The 25,666-nt window shown below is 67.9% G+C and carries 24 protein-coding genes; 7 read left to right on the top strand and 17 right to left on the bottom strand.

Features of this window, described 5'->3' with window-relative positions; all coding sequences use genetic code 11:
* A partial coding sequence (locus tag V9L20_RS19445; RefSeq protein WP_337297811.1) for an autotransporter family protein occupies positions 1–1,392 on the top strand: 1,392 nt, incomplete at its 5' end.
* A gap of 24 nt (positions 1,393–1,416) precedes the next feature.
* On the opposite strand, the gene V9L20_RS19450 is transcribed toward V9L20_RS19445, so the two are convergent.
* Together V9L20_RS19450 and V9L20_RS19455 are read right to left on the bottom strand one after the other, a co-directional pair.
* The gene (locus tag V9L20_RS19450; protein WP_337297812.1) at positions 1,417–2,070 is read right to left on the bottom strand and encodes an FABP family protein; all 654 of its coding nucleotides are present in this window, start codon (positions 2,068–2,070) and stop codon (positions 1,417–1,419) included.
* Positions 2,071–2,137: 67 nt separating this feature from the next.
* On the bottom strand, positions 2,138–3,448 hold the full coding sequence (locus tag V9L20_RS19455) for a hemolysin family protein (RefSeq protein WP_337297813.1): 1,311 nt from the start codon (positions 3,446–3,448) through the stop codon (positions 2,138–2,140).
* A 23-nt stretch (positions 3,449–3,471) separates the two neighbouring features.
* On the opposite strand from V9L20_RS19455, the gene V9L20_RS19460 reads away from it, so the two are divergent.
* On the top strand, positions 3,472–4,314 hold the full coding sequence (locus V9L20_RS19460; protein WP_337297814.1) for a symmetrical bis(5'-nucleosyl)-tetraphosphatase: 843 nt from the start codon (positions 3,472–3,474) through the stop codon (positions 4,312–4,314).
* A gap of 13 nt (positions 4,315–4,327) precedes the next feature.
* On the opposite strand, the gene V9L20_RS19465 is transcribed toward V9L20_RS19460, so the two are convergent.
* The 8 genes from V9L20_RS19465 to V9L20_RS19500 form a co-directional block, all read right to left on the bottom strand.
* Entirely contained in the window at positions 4,328–5,314 is a 987-nt protein-coding gene (locus V9L20_RS19465; protein WP_337297815.1) for an ABC transporter substrate-binding protein, read from the bottom strand.
* Between the two features lie 33 nt (positions 5,315–5,347).
* A complete protein-coding gene (locus V9L20_RS19470; protein ID WP_337297816.1) occupies positions 5,348–6,511 on the bottom strand; it encodes a c-type cytochrome in 1,164 nt (387 codons plus the stop codon).
* Between the two features lies 1 nt (position 6,512).
* On the bottom strand, positions 6,513–7,307 hold the full coding sequence (locus V9L20_RS19475; protein WP_337297817.1) for an ABC transporter ATP-binding protein: 795 nt from the start codon (positions 7,305–7,307) through the stop codon (positions 6,513–6,515).
* Entirely contained in the window at positions 7,301–8,383 is a 1,083-nt protein-coding gene (locus V9L20_RS19480; protein WP_337297818.1) for an ABC transporter permease, read from the bottom strand. The genes V9L20_RS19475 and V9L20_RS19480 overlap by 7 nt, the downstream gene beginning before the upstream one ends.
* Complete coding sequence (locus V9L20_RS19485; protein ID WP_337297819.1) at positions 8,380–9,381, bottom strand: ABC transporter substrate-binding protein; 1,002 nt, start codon at positions 9,379–9,381, stop codon at positions 8,380–8,382. The genes V9L20_RS19480 and V9L20_RS19485 overlap by 4 nt, the downstream gene beginning before the upstream one ends.
* A gap of 25 nt (positions 9,382–9,406) precedes the next feature.
* The gene (locus V9L20_RS19490; protein ID WP_337297820.1) at positions 9,407–10,231 is read right to left on the bottom strand and encodes a class II aldolase/adducin family protein; all 825 of its coding nucleotides are present in this window, start codon (positions 10,229–10,231) and stop codon (positions 9,407–9,409) included.
* A 147-nt stretch (positions 10,232–10,378) separates the two neighbouring features.
* Positions 10,379–11,488 (bottom strand): LLM class flavin-dependent oxidoreductase, encoded by a 1,110-nt coding sequence (locus V9L20_RS19495; protein ID WP_337297821.1) that lies wholly within the window; start codon positions 11,486–11,488, stop codon positions 10,379–10,381.
* 35 nt (positions 11,489–11,523) lie between these two features.
* Entirely contained in the window at positions 11,524–12,525 is a 1,002-nt protein-coding gene (locus tag V9L20_RS19500; protein ID WP_337297822.1) for an ABC transporter substrate-binding protein, read from the bottom strand.
* A gap of 109 nt (positions 12,526–12,634) precedes the next feature.
* Between V9L20_RS19500 and V9L20_RS19505 the strand changes: the two genes are divergently transcribed.
* From V9L20_RS19505 to V9L20_RS19520, 4 genes are read left to right on the top strand one after another with little or no spacing between them, the layout of a single operon-like run.
* Positions 12,635–13,879, top strand: coding sequence for an acyl-CoA dehydrogenase family protein (locus V9L20_RS19505; RefSeq protein WP_337297823.1), 1,245 nt, complete (start codon positions 12,635–12,637; stop codon positions 13,877–13,879).
* Positions 13,876–14,859: an ABC transporter substrate-binding protein gene (locus V9L20_RS19510; RefSeq protein ID WP_337297824.1), complete on the top strand. Its 984-nt coding sequence runs from the start codon at positions 13,876–13,878 to the stop codon at positions 14,857–14,859. Before V9L20_RS19505 ends, V9L20_RS19510 begins: the two co-directional genes overlap by 4 nt.
* Positions 14,856–15,476, top strand: a complete 621-nt coding sequence (locus tag V9L20_RS19515; protein WP_337297825.1) for a cysteine dioxygenase — start codon at positions 14,856–14,858, stop codon at positions 15,474–15,476. The genes V9L20_RS19510 and V9L20_RS19515 overlap by 4 nt, the downstream gene beginning before the upstream one ends.
* The gene (locus V9L20_RS19520) at positions 15,473–17,095 is read left to right on the top strand and encodes a rhodanese-related sulfurtransferase (protein WP_337297826.1); all 1,623 of its coding nucleotides are present in this window, start codon (positions 15,473–15,475) and stop codon (positions 17,093–17,095) included. Before V9L20_RS19515 ends, V9L20_RS19520 begins: the two co-directional genes overlap by 4 nt.
* Before the next feature lie 96 nt (positions 17,096–17,191).
* Here V9L20_RS19520 and V9L20_RS19525 read toward each other — a convergent pair whose 3' ends face one another.
* The 5 genes from V9L20_RS19525 to V9L20_RS19545 form a co-directional block, all read right to left on the bottom strand.
* On the bottom strand, positions 17,192–18,658 hold the full coding sequence (locus V9L20_RS19525; protein WP_337297827.1) for a DEAD/DEAH box helicase: 1,467 nt from the start codon (positions 18,656–18,658) through the stop codon (positions 17,192–17,194).
* Between the two features lie 131 nt (positions 18,659–18,789).
* Entirely contained in the window at positions 18,790–19,668 is an 879-nt protein-coding gene (gene ypfJ / locus V9L20_RS19530; protein WP_258501732.1) for a KPN_02809 family neutral zinc metallopeptidase, read from the bottom strand.
* A 149-nt stretch (positions 19,669–19,817) separates the two neighbouring features.
* Complete coding sequence (dcd, locus tag V9L20_RS19535) at positions 19,818–20,384, bottom strand: dCTP deaminase (protein WP_258501734.1); 567 nt, start codon at positions 20,382–20,384, stop codon at positions 19,818–19,820.
* A gap of 79 nt (positions 20,385–20,463) precedes the next feature.
* Complete coding sequence (gene guaD / locus V9L20_RS19540) at positions 20,464–21,750, bottom strand: guanine deaminase (protein WP_337297828.1); 1,287 nt, start codon at positions 21,748–21,750, stop codon at positions 20,464–20,466.
* Between the two features lie 133 nt (positions 21,751–21,883).
* The gene (locus V9L20_RS19545; protein WP_337297829.1) at positions 21,884–22,489 is read right to left on the bottom strand and encodes a short chain dehydrogenase; all 606 of its coding nucleotides are present in this window, start codon (positions 22,487–22,489) and stop codon (positions 21,884–21,886) included.
* 102 nt (positions 22,490–22,591) lie between these two features.
* Between V9L20_RS19545 and V9L20_RS19550 the strand changes: the two genes are divergently transcribed.
* Complete coding sequence (locus tag V9L20_RS19550; RefSeq protein WP_337297830.1) at positions 22,592–23,473, top strand: LysR family transcriptional regulator; 882 nt, start codon at positions 22,592–22,594, stop codon at positions 23,471–23,473.
* A gap of 10 nt (positions 23,474–23,483) precedes the next feature.
* Here V9L20_RS19550 and V9L20_RS19555 read toward each other — a convergent pair whose 3' ends face one another.
* Positions 23,484–24,584 (bottom strand): BMP family ABC transporter substrate-binding protein, encoded by a 1,101-nt coding sequence (locus V9L20_RS19555; RefSeq protein ID WP_337297831.1) that lies wholly within the window; start codon positions 24,582–24,584, stop codon positions 23,484–23,486.
* Between the two features lie 88 nt (positions 24,585–24,672).
* Positions 24,673–25,617, bottom strand: a complete 945-nt coding sequence (locus tag V9L20_RS19560; protein ID WP_337297832.1) for a LysR substrate-binding domain-containing protein — start codon at positions 25,615–25,617, stop codon at positions 24,673–24,675.
* Between the last annotated feature and the right edge of the window lie 49 nt (positions 25,618–25,666).

A 25,666-nucleotide genomic window follows, 5' to 3' on the forward strand; every position in this document is an offset into this window, starting at 1 on the left:
AGCGGCATCGAGGTGGTGACGGCGATGAACGGGGCCACGACGACGGCGCAGACCACGCGCGATGCGTTCCGCCTGGCCGGCGGCCATGTGGATGCGGGGGCCTACGAGTACCGGCTGCATGCGGCCGATGCCTCGGGGGCGGGGGAGAATTGGTATTTGCGGTCCGGCATCATCATTGCGCCGCCGCCACCGCCACCGCCCCCTCCGCCTCCTCCTGCGCCTCCTGCGCCTCCTGCTCCCCCTGCGCCTCCGGGACCACCAGCGCCTGCGCCTGCGCCTGCACCTGCACCTGCACCTGCACCTGCACCTGCACCTGCACCTGCACCTGCACCTGCGCCGGCACCGGCACCAGCACCGGACGACGGCAACCCGCTGAGCGGCGACGGCGGCTCTCCCAACGCGCCGGCGGGCATCACGGTGCCCACCTACCGCGCCGAAGTGCCGCTCTACGCCGCGCTGCCCGAGCAGTTCCGCCAGTCCAACCTGGCCATGGTGGGCAACCTCCACCAGCGCGTCGGCGACGAGAACGCGGGCGGGGTCGGCATTGCCACGCCCAACCAGAGCCTGCGCCAGGGCTGGGCCCGCATCATCAGCATGGACCGCACCATCAGCCAAGGCGGCACCGTCAGCCCCACCAGCGAAGGGCGCCTCACGGGCTTCCAGGCCGGCAACGACCTGTGGGCCGATCCGAACTGGCGCGTCGGCATCTACATCGGCCAGCTCGAGGGCGACGTGCGCGTGAGGGGCTTTGCACGCGGCGTGCAGGGCTACGCGGCCGGCTCCAACGACCTGCGCAGCCAGTACCTGGGCGCCTATGCCACCTGGAAGAACGACAGCGGCCTGTACCTGGACGGCGTGCTGCAAGCGGGCCGCCACCGCTACACCGCGGCAACGGACCTGGGCGCCGCCAGTTCGGGCAAGGGCCGCAGCCTGCTGGCTTCGATCGAGGTGGGCCAGGCCTTCCGCATTTCACCGGAGTGGATCGTCGAGCCGCAGCTGCAACTGGTGCACCAGCGCGTGAGCCTGGACGACACCGGCATCGTCGGCGCCGTGGTGCAGCAGGACAGCCACAGCGGCTGGCTGGTGCGCGCCGGCGTGCGCATCAAGGGCGAGCTGACCACCGCCGCAGGGCCGCTGCAACCTTATGCGCGGCTCAACGTTTACCGCAGCAGCAGCGGCACCGACGTGACGCGCTTCACAGGGCCCGCGGCCTACACCGACATTGCCAGCCGCACGGGCGGCACGAGCACCGAACTCGCGGCCGGCGCCACGCTGCGGCTGACCCAGAACATGAGCCTGTACGGAGAGCTGGGCAAGTACTGGGCGTCAGGCGGCGGGGCGCGCACGAAGAGCGGCGTGAACGGCAGCGTGGGCGTGAAGATCCGCTGGTAGGGCTTGCCGACGCTCCTTGGGCCGTTATCGGGGAGAGACCACCACCGCAGCAGGCGCGTCGGGCATCGCCAACGGGTTGAGTCCCGGCTCCGCCACCCGCGTGAGCGTGTTGCGGTCGGTGTGATGGAAAGGCTCGGCCCGCCCCTGGATCTGCATCACGGTGTCCTGGTCGTAGGACCATGTGCCGTCGGGGTTGATGGTGACCGTGATGTTCCACGCCAGCGTGGTGAAGGCTTCTTCGATGAACGGGTTGGACACGATGCCGTTCACCAGGCTGCCGCGCTCGGCGCTGAGCGTGAAGCGCGTGTCGCCGGCCTTGGCATGGCCGCTTGCCATGGCCACCTGGCCGCGCGGAATGGCCAGCGTGTGCATCACCGTGCCGGTGGCCGGCTCCCAGAGCCAGTAGCCCACCTGGTCGTGGTACATCTTGGTGAGGCCGGGCTTGTGGATGTAGGTGTGGTAGCGCAGGCCGTACAGCAGCTGCGGGCCGTTGGTCTGCGGATCGATGGGCTGCAGCTCGTAGCGCTCGACATAGACCTGCGTCTTGGGGCCTTCGCGCTTGGGCTTCACGTCCACGCCGCGGCTGCCCTCCCAGATGCCTGCCATGGCGCGCAGCGGCCCCAGGTTGGCAAGGGTGTCGGGGTCGGCATTCGGCTCGGTGTAGATGTCTTCGGTCATGGTGGGGCTGGCGATCAATGCGATCGCTTGGTGGGTCTTCTTGAAATTCTGATGGAGCGGGCAGACGCTAGTCGCCGTGCGCCGCCGACTTGTCGGGCGCGGCCAGCACGCGGTCGATGCGGCGGCCCTCGAGCGCCGCGATTTCGAAATGCCAGCCCGCGCATTCGATCACTTCGCCCGCCTTGGGCAGATGGCCCGAAACGGCCATCAGCAAACCTGCCACGGTGTTGTAGCGCCCGCGCTCTTCGTCGGGCAGCTCGCGAATGCCGAGCCGCGCGCGCAGTTCCGAAACCGGCATCAGCCCGTCGAGCTCCCACACGCCATCGGGCCGCTCGCGGGCCCAGGCGTCGGTAAGGGTGCCGGGCTGCAGCTCGCCGGTGATGGCCTCGAGCATGTCGCGCGGCGTCATGAGGCCCTGCACCACGCCGTATTCGTCGACCACGAACACCAGCCGGCCGCCGCGTTCGCGGAACTGCTCGAGCAGTTCCATGCCGGTAAGGGTTTCGGGCACGAACACGGCCGGAGCGGCCTCTTGCCCCAGCACGCCGGCGTGCTCGGTGCCCAGCCGCAGCAGATGCGCCACGCTGATCACGCCGACCACGTCGTCGAGCGAATTGCGGCACACCGGGTACCACGAATGCACGATGTTGAGCGCGCCCGCATCGGCCACCTTCTTCAGCGCCTGCGCCACGGTGTCCGAGGCGTCGAGCCATTCGATGTCGGCGCGCGGGATCATCAGCGACGACAGGCGCCGGTCGTCCAGGTGGAATACGTTGCGCACCATCTGGTGCTCGTGCTGCTCGATCACGCCGGCATCCACGCCCTCTTCCAGGCTGGCCGAAATTTCTTCCTCGGTCATGGAGCGGGCGGCGTTGGCGTCGATGCGCAGCAGCTTCAGCACGGTGGCCGTGGCGCCCGCCAGCAGCCACACGAACGGCTTGGCGCCCTTGGCCAGCCCGCGCATGGGGCGCGACACCCAGCGCGCCACGGGCTCGGGGTAGAGCTGGCCGATGCGCTTGGGCACCAGCTCGCCGAAGATGATGGTGAAGAAAGTGATGCCGGTCACCACCACGGCGGTCGAAACCACGCTGGCCGTGCCGCGGCCCATGCCCAGGTTTTCCATCCAGAGCGCGAGCGGCGCGGCAAAGGCCGCCTCGCCCACGATACCGCTGAGCATGCCGATCGACGTGATGCCGATCTGCACGGTCGAGAGGAAGTGGGTGGGTTCCTCCATCAACCGGAGCGCGGCTTCCGCGCCGGTATCTCCCGTCTCGGCCAGCGCGGCAAGGCGCGCGCGCCGGCTGGTTGAAAGGGCCATTTCGGACATTGCGAACAACGCATTCAGCGAAGTCAGCAAGGCCAGCAGGAGAACATCCATGAACAGGGGGTGAAAATAAGGAAATGGCACTTTACTTGATCGGCGACATCCAGGGCTGCGACGCCGCCCTCCAGAAACTGCTCGACAAGATCGGTTTTTCTCCCAGCCGCGACACCGTCGTGCTGCTCGGCGACCTGGTCAACCGCGGCCCGGATTCAGCGGCGGTGCTGCGCCGCGTGCAGGGCTACGGCGCGTCCGCGCTCAGCCTTCTCGGCAACCACGACCTGCACCTGCTGGGCGTGGCGCACGGTGCACGCAAACCCAGCCGCAAGGACACCCTGGCCGGCCTGCTCGAGGCGCCCGACAGCGAAGCCCTGCTCGAATGGGTGCGCCAGCAGCACATGGCGCTGCACATGCAGATCGACGGCGGCGACCTGCTCATGGTGCACGCGGGCGTGCTGCCGCAGTGGACGGTGGGCGACACGCTGGTGCTGGCGGCCGAGGTCGAATCGGTGCTGCGCGGCCCGGCGCTGGGCGAGTTCCTGCTCACCATGTACGGCAACGAGCCCGCGCAGTGGAGCGATTCGCTCACCGGCAGCGCGCGGCTGCGCGTCATCGTGAACGCGCTCACGCGCATGCGCTTCTGCTCGGCCGATGGGGTGATGGAGTTCGAGAGCAAGGACGGCGCCGCCACCGCACCCGAGGGCTTCATGCCCTGGTTCGACGTGCCCGGCCGCAAGACCGCGAACGCCACGGTCGCGTTCGGCCACTGGTCCACGCTGGGCTGGCTTTCGCGGCCCGACCTGCTTTCGACGGACACCGGCTGCGTCTGGGGCGGCTGCCTGAGCGCGGTGCGCATCGGCGCCACGCTGGAGGAGCGCGAGCTGATCCAGGTGAAGTGCGAGCAGGCGCAAAAGCCGGGCTGATCGATCCGCGCGGCTAGGCGCCCGCGGCGGTCGCCACGCCAAAGCCCGTATCGAACGTGCCCTTCACATCGAGCGGCTGCTTGATGAGCCCCACCTGCCGGTAGAAATCCGCCGTGCCCTGCTGGTCGGCAATCACCTGCGCATCGATCGGTATCCACTTCTGCCGGCGGCGCTCGAACTGCAGCTTGGCCGCCTCGGGCGGAATGCCGATGATGCGTGCGAGCGCGGCCGAGTAGGCATCGACGTTGCGGTATGACCAGAGCTGCGCCTTCACCACGCGCTGCAAGAAGTCTTGCAGCACCGGGCGCTTGGCGGCAATGGCCGCATCGGTGGCCGCCAGGTAGCTCAGGCCCGGCAGCAGCCCGCGCCCGCTGACCAGCACGCGCGCATGCTGGCTCACCTCCGCCATGGCCGTGTAAGGCTCCCAGGTGGCCCATGCATCGACCGAGCCCTGCGTGAGCGCGAGCTTGGCATCGGCAGGCGCAAGAAAGCGGATGTTCACCTCTTCGGGCTTGAGCCCTGCCGCGGTGATTGCCTTGAGAGTGACGTAGTGGCCAATGGAGCCGCGGTTGGTTGCGATGCTCTTGCCCTTGAGATCGGCCGCGGTCTTGAGCGGCGAGTCGGGCCGCACCAGCACTGCGGTGCCGTATGAGTCCGAACGGTTGGCGCCGATGGCCTTGACGCGCGTGCCCGCGGCCAGCGCAAAGATGAGCGGCGCATCGCCGATGGGTCCCGAATCGACCGCGGCCGCGTTGAGCGCTTCAGCCAGCGGTGCGGCCGCGGGAAACTCGGACCACTGGATGTCGTAGCCGAGGCCTTCGAGGCCGTTGGCCGCTTCGAGCAATGCACGCAGGCCGCCCTTCTGGTCGCCGGCCTTGAGCACTTGGCGGCCCTGTGCACGGGCCTGCAAAGTGAAGGCGGGCAAGGCGATGGCGGAGGCTGTTGCGAGGCCTTGCGCAAGGAGCCGCCGGCGCGATCGGTCGAGGTGTGGTGAGTTCATGGGTTCTCCGTGTGTATTGCGGGTAAAAAACGGTCAGTGGATGAAGCCGCCCTTGATGAAGCGCACCGGCTCCGCGTCCATGCGGGCGATCAGCGCACCCAGTCCATCGGCGGGTGATGCGGCGCCCTGCCCTGGCGCCGCCGGTGTGCGTTCGCTGCGGCAGACCAGGTCGTCGTCGGACCAGCCCGCGTTGCCGGGCTCGCCGCGCACGCGCAGCCAACCGTCGCGGTCGGCGATGAGCTGCGTGCCCGCGAGGCGGTCGGTCCCGGTGATCAAGGCTAGCGCCTCCCATGCGGCGGCGGACTGCACGACGCAATCGGCGCTGGCGCCCGATGCCATTGGCGACGGCGGCACCAGCAGCACCGTCACGAGCCGCGGGTCTTCAGCCGGCGCTGCATTGCCGGCGACGATGCGCACGCGCTGCCCGCGCCAGCTTGCGAGCGACCGCGCAGGCTGCGAGCCGCAACGCACCGCCATGTCGGGCAGGCCGATGGGCTGCGGCCAGTTGCCGAGCGCGCGCAGGCTCTGGCCCGCGCCCAGCGCCTTCATGTAGTCGATGAGCGCCCAGGCATCGGACTCGTCGATGTTCGCGCCGAAGCCCGGCATCGTGGCCCTGCCATGCTGCGCATCGCGCGTGCCGTGAAGAATGCGCCAGAGCAGGTCGCCGTCGGCACGCCGCCACAGCAAGGGGCCGCTCAGGTTCGGCGGCCACACCGCCAGCGAGGCCGCGAGCGGGCCTTCGCCCCTGCCATCCACGCCGTGGCACGCGACGCAGTTCTGTTCGTAGAGTACGCGGCCCTTGGCGATGGAGGCGGCCGTGAAACCGGTCGGCGATGCCTGGAAACTTGTGGGCGTTGCCGGCACCAGCACCACATGCGCCGCCGGCCATGGCGCGGCGATCAGCAGCATCGGCACCACGGCCAGAAGGTAGAAGCGCGGGCGCCGCCACAGCAGCGCGAGGAGTAGCGCAAGCAGCGCTGCGGCAACAAAGACCAGCGTCCACGCGAGGCTGCGCGCCTGGCCCAGGTCGATCAGCAGGTTCTCGCCAGAGAGGCGCTGCGACCAAGGCCAGGCCGGCTGGCCGTGCACCTGCCGTGCGAGCCCGAGCGCATCGAGCACGCGCAGCAGCTGCAGCTGGGCGCCTTGCAGCAGGCCGATCAGCAGGTTGAGCCAATCGGCCTCGGGCGTGCTGTTCATGTCACCAGGTGGCGTCGAGCCCCAGGTGCCTGAGCGCCTCGTGCCGAAGTTCGGCCAGCCGGGCATGGCCTCGATGCCGCGGATACGGCAGGTCGACCACGATCTCGGCCGCAACGCGCGCCGGCCGGTCGCTGAGCACGATCACGCGGTTGGCAAGAAACAGCGCCTCTTCCACGTCGTGCGTCACCAGCAGTGCCGAAAAGCCCGCGCGCTGCCACAGGTTGACGAGCTCGCTCTGCATTGCGATGCGCGTGAGCGAATCGAGCTTGCCGAGCGGCTCGTCGAGCACCAGCAATTGCGGGTCGTTCACCAGCGCGCGTGCCAATGCCACGCGCTGCGCCATGCCGCCCGAAAGCTGGTGCGGAAAGACCTTTGCAAAGTCGCTGAGGCCCACGAGCTTGAGCGCCTCGTCGACGCGCCCGCGCTGCGCCTTGAGCACGCCGCGCGCCTGCAGACCGAGCGCGACGTTGTCCCACACACTGCGCCACGGATAGAGCGTCGGGTCCTGGAACACGACGATGCGCGACGGGTCGGGCCGGGTGATCGGCGCATCGTCCTGCGTGATGCGGCCGGCTGTGGCGGGTTCGAGCCCGGCCACCAGCCGCAGCAAGGTCGACTTGCCGCAACCGCTCGGACCCAGCAGCGCGACAAATTCGCCGGGCTTCACGGTAAGGTCTATGTCGTCGAGCACCTGCAGCGGCCCCGCCGGCACATCGAACCAGTGGCTTACGCCGCGAATGTCGATGTGCGCGCCGGCCTGGCGCACACCGGGTTCTGCAACAACGGTGGCTACCATTTGACGGTTCCCTTCTGCCAAGACAGCACGCGGTCGCGCACCTTGAACAGCAGCGTGATCAGGCCCGAGCACAGCACGGCCATCACGATCAGCGCGGCATACATGTTTGAGTACGAAGCCCAGCCTTGAGCCCACGAGAGGTAGAAGCCCAGGCCGGCCTTCACACCCATCATCTCGGCCGTGACGAGCACCGAGAACGCGGCACCCAGCCCCATGAAAAGGCCCACGAACACCTGCGGGAGCGCAGCGGGTATCGCCACGCGCAGCACCAGGAAGCGCTCACTCGCGCCCATGGTGCGCGCCACGTCGTAGTAGTTGCGGTTGACGCCCGCCACGCCGGACCAGGTGAGCACCGCCACCGGAAAACCCGTCGCCAGCGCAATCAGGAAGACCGCCGCCGCATAGCTCGACGGAAAAAAGAAGAACGCGAGCGGCAGCAGCGCGGAGGCCGGCACCGGCCCCAGGAAGCGCAGCACCGGATGCACCCAGTAGCCCGCAATGCGCGACCAGCCGATGGTCACGCCCGTGAGAAAGCCCGCGAGCGCACCCAGCACAAAGCCGTGCGCCAGCAGCCGCGCCGAGTGCAGCAGGCTTTCGCCGAGGCGGCGCCAGTCGTCGATGTAGGTTTCGACCAGGCTTTGCGGCGGTGCGAAGAACGGCGTGGGGAGCAGCGCGAGCTTGGCCGTGGCGATCTCCCAGATGGCGAAGAGCACGGGCAGCGCGACTAGCCACGGGCCGGCGGGCCGGAGCGAGCGGGCGACGCGGCCGGCGCGCGGGCCGAGCAATGCGACGATCGACAGCAGCGCGCCCACCACGATGGCAGCGATGCCAAACTCGTCCGTGTAGGCCCAGTCGCTGAAGCCCACGGCTTGGTTCGGCCAGTAGATGGTGAGCAGGCCGAGCGCGAGCCATGTCGCAGCGGCGGCTAAGCCGATGCGCCATGTGGGCAGGGCCGCTTGGATACGGGGCGATGTCTTTGCGGGAGCAGGTGTGCGTTCGAGCGCCGCGCCCCCCACCCTGGCCCTCCCCCGGAAGGGGAGGGAATCGAAGCCCAATGCGGGGTCTGGGGTGCTCATGCGAGTGGATCGAAAGAGACGTGCTCGGCAAAGCGCACCGGGTCGGTGGTCTTCTTGAGTACGCCGACGCCGCGGAAATCGCGTGCATAGAACTCCACCTCGTCGCGCAGGTTCTTGCCCAGCGGATGATGGTTGTGCGTGAGCGTGCCCAGCAGCGCGCGCAGGTCTTCCACCGGCACCTTGGGCGAATACTTGGCGAAGAGCTTGGCCGATTCGTTCGGGTTCTCGGCCACGTAGTCCGACGCCTGCGCAATGGCGCGCACGAGCGCCGCGACGGTCGGCTTGTCCTTGCGCACCAGCTCGCCGCGGGCGCCCACGATGCAGCAGACCTTGTCCTTGTATTCACCGGAGAGATTGCTTGCAATCTCCACGAAGGCGCCCTTGTTGCGCTTCTCGATCAGGTAGACGTTCGGGTCGCCGTCGGCAATGGCGTGGATCTCGCCTTTCTGAACGGCAATATCGAGCAGGTCGGCCGGGTACTGGCGCCAGGTCACGTCCTTCTCGGCATCGATGCCGTTCTTCGCAAGCAATATGGAGAAGAAGTTCTTGCCCGGGCTCGCAATGTCCGAGACGCCGATGATCTTGCCCTTGAGGCTTGCAAGGCTGGTGGCGCCCGCGCTCTTTGCACCCACCAGCCGCACGCAGCCGCCGTGCGAGCTGCCGACGATCTTCACGTCGAAGCCCGACTCCAGCGGCTTGAGCCAGCGGTGGATCATGCCCACCGCCGCATCGGCCTTGGCCGTTGCCAGTGATTCCAGCAACTGGTCGGTGGAGCCGGTGTAGTTAATCAGGTCCACCTGCAGGCCGTTGCGCTCGAAGTAGCCGCGCTCCTGCGCCACCACCACGGGCGAAAGGCAGAACGCGGCGGCGTTCCAGGCAAAGGTGAGCTTGCGCGCCTGCTGCGAGAAAGCCTGCGAGGCGATCAGCCCGCCCGAGGCGACCACGGCGGCGGCACCGCCGGCGCGCAAGACGCTGCGGCGTGAAAGGGATGCGGTCATCGAGAACTCCGTTGGTTTTTTATCTTCAGTCCAGCAGTTCGGGTTCCGCTTCGACGAGGCCTTGGTAAAGGCTGTCGAAGGAATGGATGGCCCCCTCCGGGCCGCCGATCTGGCTGTGGGTGTGGCGTGCCGTCGCCTCGTCGATGGGCTGCGGCTTGCCGGCGGCTTCGGCCAGCAGTTGCGTGTGGCAGGCGTTGTCGAGCGCGATGTACCACCACGCGGCAGCCTCCACCGTGGGCCCCGCGGTAAGGATGCCGTGGTTCTTGAGAATGGCGCCCTTCTTGTCGCCCAGCGCCTGTGCAATGCGATCACCCTCGCTGGTGTCGACCACCATGCCGGTGAAGTCGTCGAACAGCGCCACGTCTTCATGGAACACGCAGCTGTCCTGCGTGATGGTGTCGAGCTTGCGGCCCAGCGTGGACCAGGCCTTGCCGTAGGTCGAATGCGTGTGGGCCGCGGCAACGATCTTCGGGTTGTGCTCGTGGATGGCGGCGTGAATGGCAAAGGCGGCCTTGTTGAGCGGCTTGTCGCCGATCACGGTCTCGCCTTTCGAATTGACCAGCAGCAGGTCGGACACCTTGATGCGCGAGAAGTGGATGCCTAGCGGGTTGACCCAGAAGTGATCCGTAAGCTCCGGGTCGCGCGCGGTGATGTGGCCGGCCAGCCCCTGCGCAAAGCCGAAGCGTGCGAACAGGCGGAAGGCGCCGGCCAGGCGCTCCTGCCGGTGGCGGCGCTCGGCCTGCACGCTGGTGCGCGGTGGGATGGGGTCGAACCAGTATTTTTGCTGCGGGTTCGGGTTGCGCCGAAGCGCGAAGCCGGCATCCCAGTCGATCGACAGAACTGCACTCATGAAGATTTCCTCGTGTTGGGTATTGCTCCTTCCCCCTCTGGGGGAAGGCTGGGATGGGGGCGGGCGGCGCTTGAAGCGCCGCGGCGTGTTGAACGCCGCTTGCCCCCACCCCTGCCCTCCCCCAGAGGGGGAGGGAGAAAAGCGGGGTCAGGCGGCTTTGCGAACCGAGGCTGCGCGCTGGGCCACCAACTCACGCGTACGCGGAATCAACTCGCGCCCATAGTCCGTCGCGTCCTCCAGCGGATCGAAGCCGCGGATCAAGAAGGTGGTCACGCCCAGGTCGTAGTAGTCGAGCAGCGCATCGGCCACCTGCTCGGGCGTGCCAACCAGCGCCGTGCTGTTGGAGCGGCCGCCAATTTCTTGCGCCACCGCGGTCCACAGCCGCTTGTCGAGTCGCGTGCCCTTCTCGGCCGCGGCCAGCAGGCGCTTGGCGCCTTCGCTCTGCTGCGGGCCGCCGCGGTTGTAGCCCTGCACCACGCGAAGCCGCTTGGTCTCGGCCAGGATGTTGTCCGCACGCGCCCACGCAGCCTCTTCGGTCTCCGCGAGAATCGGCCGGAACGACACCGAGAAGCGCACGCTGCGCCCGTGCTTCGCCGCCTCGGCGCGCACGCGGGTGGTGAGCTCGCGCGCCTGGTCGAGCGATTCACCCCACAGCGCGTACACGTCGGCGTACTTGCCTGCGACGGGAATCGCAGCCTCCGATGCACCGCCGAAGTACACCGGCACATGCGGCTTGCCGTTGCGCGTCTGCACCGGCTTCACTTCCGAGAACGCATTCTGGAAGCGGTAGTGCGCACCCTCGTGGTCGAAGGGCTTCTCGCTGGTCCACACCTTGTGCAGCACTTCCAGGTACTCATCGGTGCGGGCATAACGCTGGTCGTGATCGAGCCAGTCGCCGTCGCGGCGCTGTTCCTCGTCGGAGCCGCCCGAGATGTAGTGCACGCCGAGCCGGCCGCCGCTGAACTGGTCGAGCGAGGCGAACTGTCGCGCAGCCAGCGTGGGCGCTACGAAGCCCGGGCGGTGCGCCAGCATGAAGTGGATGCGCTCGGTGACCGACGCGGCGTAGGCCACCGTCAGCGTTGCGTCGGGGCTGGTGGAATGGTGCGGCACCAGCACGCGGTCGAAGCCCGCGTTCTCGTGCGCCTGCGCAAAGGCGCGCACATAGTCGCGGTCGATGGCGGGGCCCTTGGCTGCATGGATCTCCGAGACCTTCTGGCCCTGGATCATGCCGATGAATTCAACGTCGTTCTGGCTCATGGTGTCCTCGTGTTTTCAGGTGGATGCGTGGTTGTTCAGGCGGCGGGCAGGCGCAGCACGCTTTCGAAGCTGCGATCCCACAGGGGCTTCACGTCGGCCGGGCCATCGAGCACGCCAATCTTCAGGAAGGTGTCGGCCACCTGCTGGTGGCTGCGCACCACGGCATCGGTGACGGGGCCCAGGCTGTAGTCGCCGCTGCGGCCGTTGAAGAGCTCGACCAGGTCGCCGATGGGCACGCGCGTCTCGGCCGACTGCGCACGCGCATAGGCCAGGAAGTTGCCGTTGATCCATGCGAACGAGCGCTGCAGGCGCTGCAGCAGGTCGCTCAATGCCGCGCGGCGCAGCGCATCGTCCAGCGCGCGCGGGTTGGCATAGATGGGAAAGTTTCCCGACAGATAACCCACGCCGGTCTTGATGGTGCGCGCGCCGTACTGCGTGCGCGCCAGCTGGCCGTTGTAGCCGTAGATGGCCCATGCATCGAGATCGCCGCGCGCAAAGGCTGAAAGGCCGTCCGACGGCGTGAGGCTCACGGCCTGGATGTCGCTGAACGAGAGCCCCGCCTCGGCCAGTTGCCTGGCCAGGTAGTAGTGCGAAGTGGTGGCGCGCACATAGCCCACGCGCTTGCCCTTGAAGTCCGCAATGCTGCGGATCGGTGAATCCTTGCGTGCGAGCGTCGCCTGGTTGTTCAGGTCTTCATGCGTCACAGCCACCAGCTTCACGCTGGACTTCTGGCGCGCGGCGAACACCGGCGGAATCTCGCTGCCCGAGCCCAGGTCCAGCGCGTCGCCGTTGATGGCCTCGATATGCAGCACGCCGTTGTTGAGCTCCCGCCAATCGATCTTGTACGGCGTGTCGGCCTGGCCCGAGGCCGTGAGCAGCGGTCGCCAAAGCCCCTTGTAGGTGCCCACGCGCAGGGTCACGCCGGACAAGTCGCGCGCCGGCGCCGCGGCCCGCGCTGCGCCGGTTGCAGCCATGGCGCTCCAGGCTGCGCCGGCCTGCAGTAGGCGGCGCCGATCGAGTGGGAATTCAGGTTTCATGCACCGGACCGTACCGGCGCACACGGCAAAAGCGAACGCAGAAAAACGAGTTTGCATATGCAGGATGCGTCGTTTCCGGCGCGGCACGGGGCCGGTACTGTGCGCAACCATGAGTGCACTCCCCTTGCGCCGCCTGCCGGCCACCAATGAATTCCCCACAGCAAGCGCCGCTCCGCCCGCAGTCGACGGCGCCCTTCTCGCGCGCCTGTCGGCCCAGTTCGCGGCGACAGCGGCCGACCACGACCGGAGCGGCGCCTTTCCGCGCCAGAACTTCGAAGCACTGCAATCGCACGGCCTCATCGGCCTGGTGGCGCCCACAGCGTATGGCGGCGGCGGTGCCACACTGGCGACGGCGCGGCGCGTGATTGCGGCGGTGGCGCGCGGCGAGCCCGCCACCGCGTTGATCCTGACGATGACCTACCTGCAGCACCATGGCCTTGCGCGCAGCGACAGCCGCTGGCCGCTGCACCTGCGCGAACGCGTGCTGCGCGACGCAGTGGAGCACGGCGCGCTCATCAATGCGCTGCGCGTGGAGCCCGCGCTCGGCTCCCCGGCGCGCGGCGGCCTGCCCGCAACCGTGGCTCGCCGCGAAGGCAGCGGCTGGAAGATCGACGGCCACAAGCTCTACACGACCGGCATCGAAGGGCTCTCCTGGCTTGCCGTATGGGCGCGCACCGACGAAGCCGCGCCGCGCACTGGCATCTTCCTGGTGCCGCGCCATGCGCCCGGCGTGCGCGTGATCGCAAGCTGGGACCACCTGGGCCTCCGGGCCTCGGGCAGCCATGAAGTGGTGTTCGAGAACGTCGCGATCGACCTCGACCATGCGGTGGACCTGCGCGCCCCGGCCGACTGGGCACCCGATGCGGGCAGCCAGACGGACATCGACGCACACGCCACGCAGCAGGCCTGGATGACCGTGCTGCTCGGCAGCCTGTACGACGCGGTGGCGCAGGCCGCGATCGGTTGGTTGACCGGCTTCCTGAACCACCGCGCACCCGGCAGCCTGGGCGCGCCGCTTGCAAGCCTGCCGCGCGTGCAGGAGCACGTGGGAGAAATCGCCGCGCTGCTGCGCACCAACCGCGTGCTGCTCGACGATGCGGCCCGCGCGGTCGACGAAGGGCGCGCGCAGCCGGCCACCGAGAGTGGATTGCTGAAGTACACCGTGACGGGCAACGCAGTGCGCGCCGTCGAAATCGCGCTGCAACTGAGCGGCAACCACGGCCTCGCACGGCAGAACCCGCTGGAGCGGCACCACCGTGACGTGCTGTGCAGCCGCATCCACACGCCGCAGAACGACGCCATCCTGGTTGCGGCGGGCGCTCGCGCATTGCAGTCTTCGGGAGCCGCCGCATGACCGACCTTCTCTTCTCCAGGGCTTCGCGCCGCAGCTGGCTCAAGAAGGGCACCGCACTCGCCCTCGCGGCTGCCGGCCCCATGCGTGCATGGGCGCAGCAACCGCAGACCACGCTGGTGCTCGGCGACCAGGCCGGAGGCTTGCGCGCCCTCTTCGAGGCATCGAAGGCGCTCGACGATGCGCCCTTCGCTTACCGCTGGGCCAACTTCCAGGGTGCCGCGCCGCTGTTCGAAGCGCAGCGCAGCGCGGCGGTCGACACCGCGGTGGCTGGCGACCTGCCGGTGCTGGCCGCGGCCGTCGGCCGCACGCCGCTGAAGATCGTCGCCACGCGTGTGGGCAAGGCCGATGCGCTGGGCATCGTGGTGCAGCCCGATTCACCCCTGCGCACTGTGGCCGACCTGCGCGGCAAGACGGTCATCGTTTCGTCGGCGCGCGGCAGCATTTCGCAGTACCAGCTGTATGGCGCGCTCGAAGAAGCCGGCGTACCGCGCAGCGAGGTCACGGTGAAGTTCGTGCTGCCGACGGATGCAGCCGCGGCCTTTGCTTCGAAGCAGATCGATGCGTGGGCCGTGTTCGACCCCTACTACACCATTGCGCTGCAGCAGGGCGGGCGCATCTTGCGCGACGGGCGCGGCATCAACACGGCCCTGGGCTTCATCACCGCCAGCGAGCCTTCGCTGGCCGATCCGGCCAAGCGCATTGCCATCGTGCAGTTTCTCGACCGGCTGGCGCGCGCGGGCGAATGGGCGCTGGCCAACCCCGAGGCGTATGCGCAGGCCTACAGCAAGCTCACGCGGTTGCCGATCGAATCGGCGCGCATCATCACCGCGCGTGCCTCGGTCACGGGCCGGCCGGTGGCCGAAGCCGACATCGTTGCACTGCAGGCGGTGGCCGATCGCTCGGCGCGCGACGGCATCCTGCCGGTGCGCGTGGACGTGCGCGCCATCACCGATGCGCAACTCTGGAAACGGCCCGCATGACGGCACCCGAAGTTGCCGCCATCGCACCGCTGCGTGAATTCGTCGGCGCATTCGGCCGGCTGCTCGACAGCGCACCCGACGAGCCGCGCATTCTTCTTGAAGGCCGCGCGCTGCTTCGCACGCTGGTCGCGCGAGACGACTGGCTGCCCGACGCGTTCGCGCAGCCCGACCCGGTGCACTACCGCCAGTTCCTGCTGCATGCCGACAGCACCGAGCGCTTTTCGGTCGTGAGCTTTGTGTGGGGGCCGGGGCAAGCCACGCCGGTACACGACCACACGGTGTGGGGCCTGATCGGCATGCTGCGCGGTGCCGAATACAGCCAGGGCTATGCGGTCGGCAGCGACGGCCGGGCACGGGCGCAAGGCGATGCCGTGCGGCTCGACGCCGGCGACGTGGAGGCCGTGTCGCCCACCGTGGGCGACCTGCACCGCGTGCACAACGCGCATGCGGACCGCGTCTCCATCAGCATCCACGTGTATGGCGCCAACATCGGCGCCGTGCGGCGGCATACTTACCCGGCCGAGGGCGGACGCAAGCCCTTCGTTTCGGGTTACTCCAACACGCTTCTTCCCAACCTCTGGGACCGCTCCGCCGAACTCCGATCGACATCCGCATGACGACCACCGCCTTTCCCCTGCTGCCCTTTGCCGCCGTGCGTGCGCGCCTGCTCGCACGCGAAGAAACCGCGCTGCTCGACGTGCGCGAAGAAGATCCCTTCGCGCAGGAGCATCCGCTGTGGGCCGCCAATCTGCCGCTCTCGCGCATCGAGATCGAGGCCTGGCGGCGCATCCCGCGGCGCAGCACCTTCATCGTGCTCTACGGCACGCACGACGGCATCGACCTGGCGCCGCTCGCCGCGCAAACACTGGCCGCGCTCGGCTACACCAACGTGTATCTGCTCGAAGGCGGACTCGAAGGCTGGCGCGCGGCCGGCGGCGAGCTGTTCCGCGACGTGAACGTGCCCAGCAAGTCGTTCGGCGAACTGGTCGAGCATGAGCGTCACACGCCCTCGCTCTCGGCTCCCGAAGTGAAGGCACTGGTCGAGGGCAAGGCGAACGTGATGGTGCTCGATGCGCGCCGCTTCGACGAATACCAGACCATGAGCATTCCCTCGGCCACCAGCGTGCCCGGCGCGGAGCTCGTGCTGCGCGTGCGGGAGCTCGCGCCCGACCCGGCCACGCAAGTGATCGTCAACTGCGCGGGCCGCACGCGCAGCATCATCGGCACGCAATCGCTGGTGAACGCGGGCATTCCGAATCCGGTGGCTGCCCTGCGCAACGGCACCATCGGCTGGAAGCTCGCGGGGCAGGTACTCGACCATGGCGCGAGCCGCCGCGCGCCCGGGGCCGTGTCCGATGCGACCCGCGCACAGGCACAGGCCGATGCGCGCCGCGTGGCCGACGAGGCCGGCGTGCAGCGCATCGCGCTCGATGCGCTGCATACGCTCGAAGCACCGGAGCGCACGCTCTACCGCTTCGATGTGCGCACACCCGAGGAGTACGAGGCCGGCCACCTGCCCGGCTTTGCAAGCGCGCCCGGCGGGCAGCTGGTGCAGGAAACCGACCATCAGGTGCCGGTGCGCGGCGCACGCATCGTGCTGGCGGACGACGACGGCGTGCGCGCATCGATGAGCGCGTCATGGCTCGCGCAGATGGGCTGGGAGGTGTATGTGCCCGATGCGGTGCCCGCGGCCTCGGCGTTCACCGAGACAGGGTCGCCTGCGCCTGTCTATCCGCTCATCGCCGCCGCCGTCGCGGAGGTCGAGCCCAAGGCGCTGGCAGCGCTGCTGGCACAGCCCGGCACGGCGGTGATCGACGTGACCACCAGCGCCAACTACGTGAAGCGGCACATTCCCGGCGCCTGGTACGCCATTCGCGCGCAACTGGCACAGGCCATCGGCACTGCAATTCCGCCATCGCAGCGCTATGTGCTCACCTGCGGCAGCAGCCTGCTCGCGCGCTATGCCGCGGCCGACTTGCGCACCTTGCTCGATGCGCGCGGCCAAGGCGATGCGGAAGTGCTGGTGCTGGCGGGCGGCAACGCGGCGTGGTTTGCCGCGGGCCTGGAGGCCGAATCGGGCGAGACGCGGCTGGCGACGCCGCGCACCGACCGCTACCGCCGCCCTTACGAAGGCACCGATGCGCCCGCCGAAGCGATGCAGGCGTACCTGGATTGGGAATTCGGGCTGGTGGCACAACTGGCGCGCGACGGAACGCATCACTTTCACGTGATCTGAGCGTTTGCGCTCGGGCCGATGGGCCCAAAGAAAAAGCCGGCATTGCCGGCTTTTTTGTGGACGGGAGGCCTTGCCGAAGCAAGCCCCTGTGCTTTGTCAGCTCGTCTCGGCGCTCTTGAACAGCGCCGCAACCTTGCGCTTGGTCTTGATGTTGCTCGAGATGCCGCGCGCGGGCGCAGCCTTGGCGGCGGCTTCCCAGTCTGGAGCGGCTTCGCGCTCGCCCGGCTCATAGGGCTTGTCGAAGAACGGATCGCGCGGGGCGGAGGGTGCCCGATGCGGGCGTCCGCCGCCGCGGCGCGCATCGGCGCCGATGCTGCTGCGTTCGCGCGGCTGGTCGAGCACATCGCGTGCGTCGCCGGCCTCGCCCTCTTCGCGCCAGTGGCGGCGTCCGTCGTTGATGCGGCCGCGCGGCTTGTCTTCTTCGAACTCGACCGGTTCGAGCTCGATCTTCTTCTTGATCAGCTTCTCGATGTCGGCCACCAGGCGCGCATCGTTGCCGCCGCTGGCAAAGCTCACGGCCAGGCCCGAGGCGCCGGCACGGCCCGTGCGGCCGATGCGGTGAACGTAGTCTTCGGCGTTGAACGGAATGTCGAAATTGAAGACCGCCGGCACGTCCTTGATGTCGAGGCCGCGGGCCGCGACGTCGGTGCACACCAGGAGGTCGACCTCGCCCGCCTTGAACGAGGCAAGCGCCTTCAGGCGTTCGTCCTGGCTCTTGTCGCCATGCAGCGCCGTGGTGCGAAGACCGTCGCGCTCCAGCGAGCGCGCGAGGCGTGCGCAGCCGAGCTTGCTGTTGACGAAGACAAAGGCCTGCGTGATGCCGCGCTGCTTGACGATCTGCTTGAGCGCGCGGCGCTTGTCGTCGTCGCTCACGCTGTAGAAGTGCTGCTCGACGGTCGACGCCGTTTCGTTCGGCCGCGCCACCTCGATGGTGACGGGGTTCTGCAGGTAGCTGCTGGCCAGCCGCTTGATTTCAGGCGAGAAGGTGGCCGAGAAGAGGAGCGTGGTGCGCTGCTTGGGCAAGTAGCTCAGGATGCGCTGCAGGTCGGGCAGAAAGCCGATGTCCAGCATGCGGTCGGCCTCGTCGAGCACCACGTACTCCACCTGGTTGAGCACCGCGTTCTTGGCTTCGATGTGGTCGAGCAACCGGCCCGGCGTAGCCACCAGCACTTCGACGCCCTTCTTGAGCTCGAGCGTCTGCGGCTTCATGTCGATGCCGCCGAACACCACCGTGCTGCGCAGGTTGGTGTACTTGGCGTACAGCTTGACCTGCTGGGCCACCTGGTCGGCCAGTTCGCGCGTGGGCAGCAGCACCAGCGCACGCACCGGGTGCCGCGCGGGCGAGGTGGACGCGTTCTCGTGCTTGAGCATGCGCTGCAGCAGCGGCAGCGAAAACGCCGCGGTCTTGCCGGTGCCGGTCTGCGCGGCCCCCATCACGTCCTGCCCCGAAAGCACGACCGGAATGGCCTGCTCCTGGATGGGAGTCATGGTCTCGTAGCCCATTTCGGCTACGGCGCGCGCCAGCGGTTCCGCCAGCGATAGATTGGAGAAGGAGCTTGTCATTAAGCCTTCTATTGTCGCATTGCCGCAAAAAATGGCAGTGACGGCGCCGTGACAACGTCCGCGCCGGCCGTATTGCTATTTATTTCATAGCGCCGAATGCAACAACCATGCACCCTGCGGCGCGACAAGGCTCAAAGAGTGCGCGCATTGAAGGTGTCGCAAGACTTGATATCGCCGCTCTGATAGCCCGCGCCGAACCAGCGTTGGCGCTGTGCGCTGGAGCCGTGGGTGAAGCTGTCGGGCACCACCGCACGGCCTGCGGAACGCTGCAAGGCGTCGTCGCCGATCTTCTGCGCAGCGTTCATGGCGGCCTCGATGTCGCCCGGCTCGAGCCACTTCTTCGACTCTTGCGAATGGTGCGCCCAGATGCCGGCAAAACAGTCGGCCTGCAGTTCGACGCGAACGCTCAGCGCGTTGTTCTGCGACTGGCTCAGCCGTCCGCGCATGCCGTCTACCTTGGCGGTCACGCCGAGTTCGTCCTGCACATGGTGGCCTACCTCGTGCGCAATGACATAGGCCTGCGCAAACTCGCCCGGCGCGCCGAGCTGGTTCTTGAGCGTGTCGTAGAAGCTCAGGTCGATGTACACCTTCTTGTCGCCCGGGCAGTAGAACGGCCCCATGGCCGATTGCCCGGTGCCGCAGGCCGTAGGCGTGGCGCCGCGAAACAGCACGAGCCGGGGCGGCTGGTAGGTACCGCCGTTCTGCCGGAAGATGTTGGTCCAGACCACTTCGGTGTTCTTGAGCACCGTCGAGACGAAGGCCGCCTCGCGGTCGCCCGATGGCGGCTTGGGTGCCGGCCCTTGTTGCTGCTGCACCTGGACGGGATCGCCACCGCCGCTCAGGAGGCTGAGCACCGTGAGCGGGTTGATGCCGAAGATCCAGCCGGCAATCAGCGCGACCGCGATGGTGCCGATGCCGATGCTGCGGCCGCCGATGAAGCCGCCGCCTCCGCCGCCCCCACTGCGCCTGTCTTCGACGTTGTCCGATTGTTCGTTGCCTTCCCATCTCATCGCAGTCTCCTTGCCGGGCAGTTGTGCCGGAGCGTCGCTGGATGGTACTTTGTCCGCGCCGGTGCCTTGTAAGCAAAACAGGCATTTGCATGCCTGTGGTGACGCCGTCGGAAGCGGAGGAACGCGAGGGGTACCCCCCGCGAGACCTCTCAGGTCTTGGGAAGCGTAACGCCGCGCTGGCCCTGGTATTTGCCGCCGCGATCCTTGTAGCTGGTTTCGCAGACTTCGTCGCTCTCGAAGAACAGCACCTGCGCGCAGCCCTCGCCCGCGTAGATCTTGGCGGGCAGCGGGGTGGTGTTGCTGAACTCGAGCGTCACGTAGCCTTCCCATTCGGGCTCGAAGGGGGTCACGTTGACGATGATGCCGCAGCGCGCATAGGTGCTCTTGCCCAGGCAGATGGTGAGCACGTTGCGCGGGATGCGAAAGTATTCGACCGTGCGCGCCAGCGCAAAGCTGTTGGGCGGAATGATGCAGTAGTCGCCGTGCATGTCGACGAAGCTCTTCTCGTCGAAGTTCTTCGGGTCGACCACGGTGCTGTGGATGTTGGTGAAAACCTTGAATTCAGGCGCGCAACGGATGTCGTAGCCGTAACTCGAAGTGCCGTAGCTGATGATCTTGTGGCCGGCGGCCTCGCGCACCTGGCCGGGCTCGAAGGGGTCGATCATGCCGGTCTGCTCGGCCATGCGCCGGATCCATTTGTCGCTCTTGATGCTCATATGCGGTCGCTGATGCTGCTGCGGGGGGAGGAATGGCACGAATTGTGGCATGTGCCACCCAGCCATCCCTATCCCGCATCTATCCCGCCTGCGAGATCACCGTCCGCTCGATCAGCCGGTCATCGCCCAGCACGATCATCGAGAACAGCAGCTCCTCCAGGTTGTTCGCGCGGGCGGCCTTGCGCGCCATCAGAGGCGTGGCCTGGGGGTTGAGCACCAGAAAGTCGGCTTCGCAACCGGGCTGCAGGTTGCCGATCACGCCATCGAGCCCCAGCGCGCGCGCCGCGCCGCCGGTGTGGCGCCACCACAGCTGCGAAGGCGCAATGCTCAGGCCGGTCTTGGTTTGCCCCTCGCGACCCACGTAGTAGGCTGCCATCATGGTGTGGAAGGGGCTGAAGCTGGTGCCGCCGCCCACGTCGCTGGCCAGGCCGTAGGGGTAGCCGACACGGTCGGCCGCGCCGAAGTCGAAGAAGCCGCTGCCCAGGAACAGGTTGCTGGTCGGGCTTACCGCGGCAGCCGTTTTGGTGTCGCGCAGCAGCTCGCGGTCGGTGTCGTCCAGGTAGATGCAGTGCGCGTATACGGCGCGTTCGCGCATCAGCCCGAAGCCGGCATACACATCGAGGTAAGAGCGCGCCTGCGGGTACAGCTCGCGCACCCACGCCACCTCGTCGCGATTTTCGGCCACGTGCGACTGGATCCATGTGTCGGCGTACTTCGCGGCCAGCTCGCCGGCGCCGCGCATCTGCGCGTCGGTGCTCGCGGGCGCAAAGCGCGGTGTGATGGCGTAGCCCAGGCGGCCGGTGTTGTGCCACTTGCGGATCAGCGCTTCCGAGTCGATGAGGCTCTGCTCGGTCTCGTCGCGCACGCCGTCGGGCGAATGCCGGTCCTGCAGCACCTTGCCGCTGATCATGCGCAAGCCCCGGCGCTGGGCGCCTTCAAAAAAGGCATCGACCGACGCCACGTGCGACGTGGCAAAGGTCAGCGCCGTGGTGACGCCGTTGCGCAGCAGCTCGTCGAAGAACACGTCGGCCACTTCGTTCGAATGCGACGGGTCGATGAACTTGGCTTCCGCCGGGAATGTGTAGTTCTCCAGCCAGGGCAGGAGCCCTGGCGAGGGCGAACCGATGATGTCCGTTTGCGGAAAGTGGATGTGCATGTCCACGAAGCCCGGCGCGAGGATGCGGCCCGGCAGGTGGGTCAGCTCGGCATCGGGGTGGCGCGGCGACACGGCGGCGTGGCTGCCGGCGTCGAGCACGCGCTGGCAGCCGGTGCTGTCGGGGGCGACGACCAGAAGGCCGTCTTCATCGAAAACGGGCAGTCCGGCATCGTCGAATCGCAGGAGGGAGGCGCGGTAGGCTTTTTTCATCGTTGCTGCGGAGGGTAAACCAGCCCGGCAGCGCCGCAATTTCCATGCGCGTATGAGTGCTATATGGCGAACGTACTCCCCTCCGACGCGTTGACGAGCGCGAGCAGCGCGCCGGCCCATCGCGTGCGCGTGCTCATTGCCACACCCGAAACACGCGCCCCGTCAGCGGACCTTCAATGCTGCGCACATAAGCCAGAGCCACACGTGCGGCCGGTACGGTTTCGACGCCCGGAAAGAGCGCGCCATATGCCGCCAACGATTCGGTCAGCAGCGTCGGACTGACCGCATTGATGCGCAGGCCGCGGCCCAGCTCGATGGCTGCGCCTTTCACGAAACCCTCGACCGCGGCATTCACGGCAGCCGCATTGGCTCCGCCGAGAACCGGATCGTCGGCCGCCACGCCCGTGGTCAGTGTGATCGAGCCGCCATCTCTCAGCATGTGCTGGCCCAGCAACGCGAGGCGCACCTGGCCGAGCAGCTTGTCCTGCAGGCCGAGGTTGAAATCGGCCGGCCGCATTTCAGCGAGCGGCCCGAAAAACAGCCCGCCAGCCGCCGAGACGATCGCATCGACGCGCCCTACTGCGGCATATAGCGCCTCGACGCTCGCGTCGCTCGTGATGTCGACCTGCCGGTCGCCGCGCGTGCGGCTCGCACGCACCACTTCATGCCCGCGCCCGGCCAGCGCCTGCGCCACCGCGCTGCCCACGGCGCCCGTCGCGCCCACAACTAGAACCTTCATGAAAACCTCGCCAAATGAATCAGGAAGGTTCCATTGTTTTGCGAATCGATAGTTTGATAAATTGCCATCCGGTTAGGCAATTCGAAACTCTGAGTTCTCAATATGGACAAGCTGCGCGCGATGGAAGTCTTCGTCGCCACGGTGGATGCGGGCAGCTTTGCCGCGGCCGCCGAGGCGCTCGATCTCTCGGCTGTGATGGTCGGCAAGCACATCCGCGCACTTGAGGATCAGCTCGGCGCTCGCCTGCTCGAGCGCACCACGCGGCGCCACGCACTCACGGAAATCGGCGCGGCCTACCTGGAGCGTTGCCGCGACGTGCTCGCGAGCGTGCACACGGCCGACGGCGTGGCCGAGTCGCTGCGCGCCATGCCGCAGGGCGTGCTGCGCGTGACAGCGCCCGTCGCCTATGGCGCTCACCGGCTCACACCTGTCATTGCCGAGTACATCGCGGCCTATCCGCAGGTGAAGGTGGACCTGAACCTGAACGACCGCGTGGTCGATCTGGCCGAAGAGGGCTTCGACTGCGGCATCCGCTCGGGTGCCGCGGTCGATGAACGCCTCATTGCGCGGCCGCTCGCATTGGCACGCATGTTCGCGGTTGCGAGCCCCGCCTGGGTTGCGCGCCACGGGCTTCCGAAGCACCCGTCCGAGCTGGAAGCTTTTCCGCTGCTGGGCTTCGCGGCGTGGGGGCCGAACCATTCATGGCGCTTCACGCGCAACGGGCAGACGGTGCAAGTGCCCGTGCGCGGCCCGCTCAGCACCAACAACGGCCAGGCGCTGCTGGCCGCGGCGATTGCGGGCGTCGGGGTGATCGTGCAGGCCGACGCGCTGCTCGGCCCCGCCCTGGCCTCGGGTCAGGTGGTCCGGTTGCTGCCCAAGTGGGAGTTGCCGACGCGGCAGGTTCACATCATGCGGCTGCCCGAAGCCCGGCCCAGCGCCAAGCTTCGGACCTTCGTCGACTTTGTGGTCGAGCGGCTGGGCTAACGCGACCGGGCTAACGCGTGACGCGCCCCTGCACGCCTTCGGCCAGCCAGTTCATCCTCAGGATCTGCTCGTCGTTCAGCTGCGCACCTTTCGCGATGACGACACGGCCCTCGTTGTCGCGCACATCAGCGGCCACCGCGCGAAACGGCTGCAGCTTGCCCGCGGCAATGTCCTGCTGGCGCGCCAGCACCTCCTGCTGCACGGCCTTGGGCACCTTGGTGCCGAAGTCGCCGACGCGGATCATTCCTTCCTTTACGCCGCCCCAGACGTTGCCGCTCTTCCAGCTGCCATCGAGCACCGCCTGCGCGCGCTGCGTGTAGTAGCCGCCCCACTGATGGGTAACGGCGACGATCTGCGCATCGGGCGCAATCTTGCGCATGTCGGAGTGGTAGGCCACGGCCATCTTGCCGCGCTCCTGCGCCGCTGCCATCACCGCGGTGGAGCCGGTGTGAAAGGCGACGACGTCGGCGTTCTGGTTGAACAGCGCCATGGCCGCGTCGCGCTCCTTCGGCGGGTCGAACCATTCGTTGAGCCACACCACGACCACCTTGGCATTCGGGTTGATCGAACGCATGCCGAGCGTGAAGGCGTTGATGCCTTGCAGCACTTCAGGAATCGGAAAGCCCGCCACGTAGCCGGCCACGTTCGTCCTGGTCATGCGGCCGGCCGCAATGCCTGCGAGGTAGCGGCCTTCGTAGTAGCGCGCATTGGCCGTTGCCACGTTGGGCGCGGCCTTGTAGCCGGTGATCGATTCGAACTTCACATCCGGAAAGTCGCGCGCCACCTTCAACGTCGGTTCCATGTAGCCGAAGCTGGGCGTGAAGATCAGCCGGTTGCCCTGCTGCGCAAGATCGCGGATCACGCGCTCGGCGTCGGCCCCCTCGGGCACGTTCTCGACGAAGGTTGTCTTGACCTTGCCGCCGAGTGCCGCATCGACGGCCTTGCGGCCCTCTTCATGCTGGCGCACCCAGCCGGCGTCGGTGACCGGCGTCACGTAGACGAAGCCGATCTTCAGCGGCTCCTTGGGAGCCTGCGGTTGCGAAAAGGCGGGAGATAAAAAACAGGCGGCTGCCCACGCCAGAACGGCGCGGCCCGCGAGGTTTTTGTACATGGTGGTCCTCTACATGGCCCCGGAAAAGCAAAAACCCGCAGCCGGCCGGGACGCCCTGCTGCGGGGTGCGGATTCTAGCGGGGGCCGTTCAGTGAAGCTGCGCAGGCTCCAGCTGCACATGCTGGCGCACGGCCTCCAGCAACAGCGTGGCAAGCCGCTCCACCGGCGTCTCGGCCGCAGCCTGCGCGCGGTAGAGCATGAGCGACATCTGCGGCAGCGCCGGAAGGCCCACAGCCGTGCGGTCGATGGGGCGCACATGCGCAGGCAGGCCGAAGGGCGTGCGCACCGAGAGGCCAAGGCCCGCCGAGGTGGCCGCCCACAAGGCCGCAAGGCTGGCGCTGGTGAACGCATGGCGCCACGGCGTGCCCGCGCGGTCGAGCGCGGCGGTGACGATCTCGCGCAGCGGGCACGGTGCATCGAGCAGCACCAGCGGCAGCGGCTCCCTGGTCTTGCGGGCGCCGCTGCGGCGCTCGCGCTCTTTCCACCAGGGCGTGTCGAGCGCATCGGGCGCCCTGGGGCCGATCCATTGCAGCGGCAGCCGTGCCACGCGCTCGCCGTGCGGCGTCATCTGATCGCCGGTGTCCCACACCAGCGCCAGGTCGAGCTGCCGAAGCTCGAGCCGCTCGCGCAGTTCGGCACTGCGCGCCACGCAGGCTTCGATGCGCACCTTGGGATGCGCGCGCGAAAAGCGCCCGAGCACGGCGGGCAGCAGCGTCTCGCCGAAGTCTTCCTGCAGGCCGAGCCGCACCCAGCCCTGCAAGTCGGCCCCCCGCATGGCGGCGCCGGCCTCCTCGTTGAGCTCGAGCATGCGGTGGGCGTAGGCAAGCAGCGTTTCGCCCGCATCGGTGAGCTCCAGGCCGCGGCCGGCCTTGCGGAAAAGCGCCGTGCCGGCCTGCGCCTCGAGCTTCTTGAGCTGCGCGCTCACTGCCGATGTGGAGCGGCCCAGCCGATCCGCCGCGCGCGCATAGCTGCCGAGCGCGATGCCGGTGGAAAAACTGCGCAGCACATCGAGATCGAACATCACCTGAGACATGGATTCACGCTTCAACAATCGTCCTGTTTTTTTGAACGGTTGCACCATT

The sequence above is a fragment of the Variovorax sp. CCNWLW225 genome (assembly GCF_037204045.1).
Classification (GTDB): domain Bacteria; phylum Pseudomonadota; class Gammaproteobacteria; order Burkholderiales; family Burkholderiaceae_C; genus Variovorax.

What these genes read in the sequence shown, in the direction of transcription:
- V9L20_RS19550 (WP_337297830.1), top strand. Translation starts at nt 22,592, where the DNA reads ATGGACAAGCTGCGCGCGATGGAAGTCTTCGTCGCCACGGTGGATGCG.
- V9L20_RS19525 (WP_337297827.1), bottom strand. Translation starts at nt 18,658, where the DNA reads ATGACAAGCTCCTTCTCCAATCTATCGCTGGCGGAACCGCTGGCGCGC.
- V9L20_RS19505 (WP_337297823.1), top strand. Translation starts at nt 12,635, where the DNA reads ATGAGTGCACTCCCCTTGCGCCGCCTGCCGGCCACCAATGAATTCCCC.
- guaD (WP_337297828.1), bottom strand. Translation starts at nt 21,750, where the DNA reads ATGAAAAAAGCCTACCGCGCCTCCCTCCTGCGATTCGACGATGCCGGA.
- V9L20_RS19475 (WP_337297817.1), bottom strand. Translation starts at nt 7,307, where the DNA reads ATGGTAGCCACCGTTGTTGCAGAACCCGGTGTGCGCCAGGCCGGCGCG.
- V9L20_RS19465 (WP_337297815.1), bottom strand. Translation starts at nt 5,314, where the DNA reads ATGAACTCACCACACCTCGACCGATCGCGCCGGCGGCTCCTTGCGCAA.
- V9L20_RS19455 (WP_337297813.1), bottom strand. Translation starts at nt 3,448, where the DNA reads ATGGATGTTCTCCTGCTGGCCTTGCTGACTTCGCTGAATGCGTTGTTC.
- V9L20_RS19500 (WP_337297822.1), bottom strand. Translation starts at nt 12,525, where the DNA reads ATGAAACCTGAATTCCCACTCGATCGGCGCCGCCTACTGCAGGCCGGC.
- V9L20_RS19450 (WP_337297812.1), bottom strand. Translation starts at nt 2,070, where the DNA reads ATGACCGAAGACATCTACACCGAGCCGAATGCCGACCCCGACACCCTT.
- V9L20_RS19545 (WP_337297829.1), bottom strand. Translation starts at nt 22,489, where the DNA reads ATGAAGGTTCTAGTTGTGGGCGCGACGGGCGCCGTGGGCAGCGCGGTG.
- ypfJ (WP_258501732.1), bottom strand. Translation starts at nt 19,668, where the DNA reads ATGAGATGGGAAGGCAACGAACAATCGGACAACGTCGAAGACAGGCGC.
- dcd (WP_258501734.1), bottom strand. Translation starts at nt 20,384, where the DNA reads ATGAGCATCAAGAGCGACAAATGGATCCGGCGCATGGCCGAGCAGACC.
- V9L20_RS19495 (WP_337297821.1), bottom strand. Translation starts at nt 11,488, where the DNA reads ATGAGCCAGAACGACGTTGAATTCATCGGCATGATCCAGGGCCAGAAG.
- V9L20_RS19470 (WP_337297816.1), bottom strand. Translation starts at nt 6,511, where the DNA reads ATGAACAGCACGCCCGAGGCCGATTGGCTCAACCTGCTGATCGGCCTG.
- V9L20_RS19515 (WP_337297825.1), top strand. Translation starts at nt 14,856, where the DNA reads ATGACGGCACCCGAAGTTGCCGCCATCGCACCGCTGCGTGAATTCGTC.
- V9L20_RS19555 (WP_337297831.1), bottom strand. Translation starts at nt 24,584, where the DNA reads ATGTACAAAAACCTCGCGGGCCGCGCCGTTCTGGCGTGGGCAGCCGCC.
- V9L20_RS19490 (WP_337297820.1), bottom strand. Translation starts at nt 10,231, where the DNA reads ATGAGTGCAGTTCTGTCGATCGACTGGGATGCCGGCTTCGCGCTTCGG.
- V9L20_RS19485 (WP_337297819.1), bottom strand. Translation starts at nt 9,381, where the DNA reads ATGACCGCATCCCTTTCACGCCGCAGCGTCTTGCGCGCCGGCGGTGCC.
- V9L20_RS19560 (WP_337297832.1), bottom strand. Translation starts at nt 25,617, where the DNA reads ATGTCTCAGGTGATGTTCGATCTCGATGTGCTGCGCAGTTTTTCCACC.
- V9L20_RS19520 (WP_337297826.1), top strand. Translation starts at nt 15,473, where the DNA reads ATGACGACCACCGCCTTTCCCCTGCTGCCCTTTGCCGCCGTGCGTGCG.
- V9L20_RS19480 (WP_337297818.1), bottom strand. Translation starts at nt 8,383, where the DNA reads ATGAGCACCCCAGACCCCGCATTGGGCTTCGATTCCCTCCCCTTCCGG.
- V9L20_RS19510 (WP_337297824.1), top strand. Translation starts at nt 13,876, where the DNA reads ATGACCGACCTTCTCTTCTCCAGGGCTTCGCGCCGCAGCTGGCTCAAG.
- V9L20_RS19460 (WP_337297814.1), top strand. Translation starts at nt 3,472, where the DNA reads ATGGCACTTTACTTGATCGGCGACATCCAGGGCTGCGACGCCGCCCTC.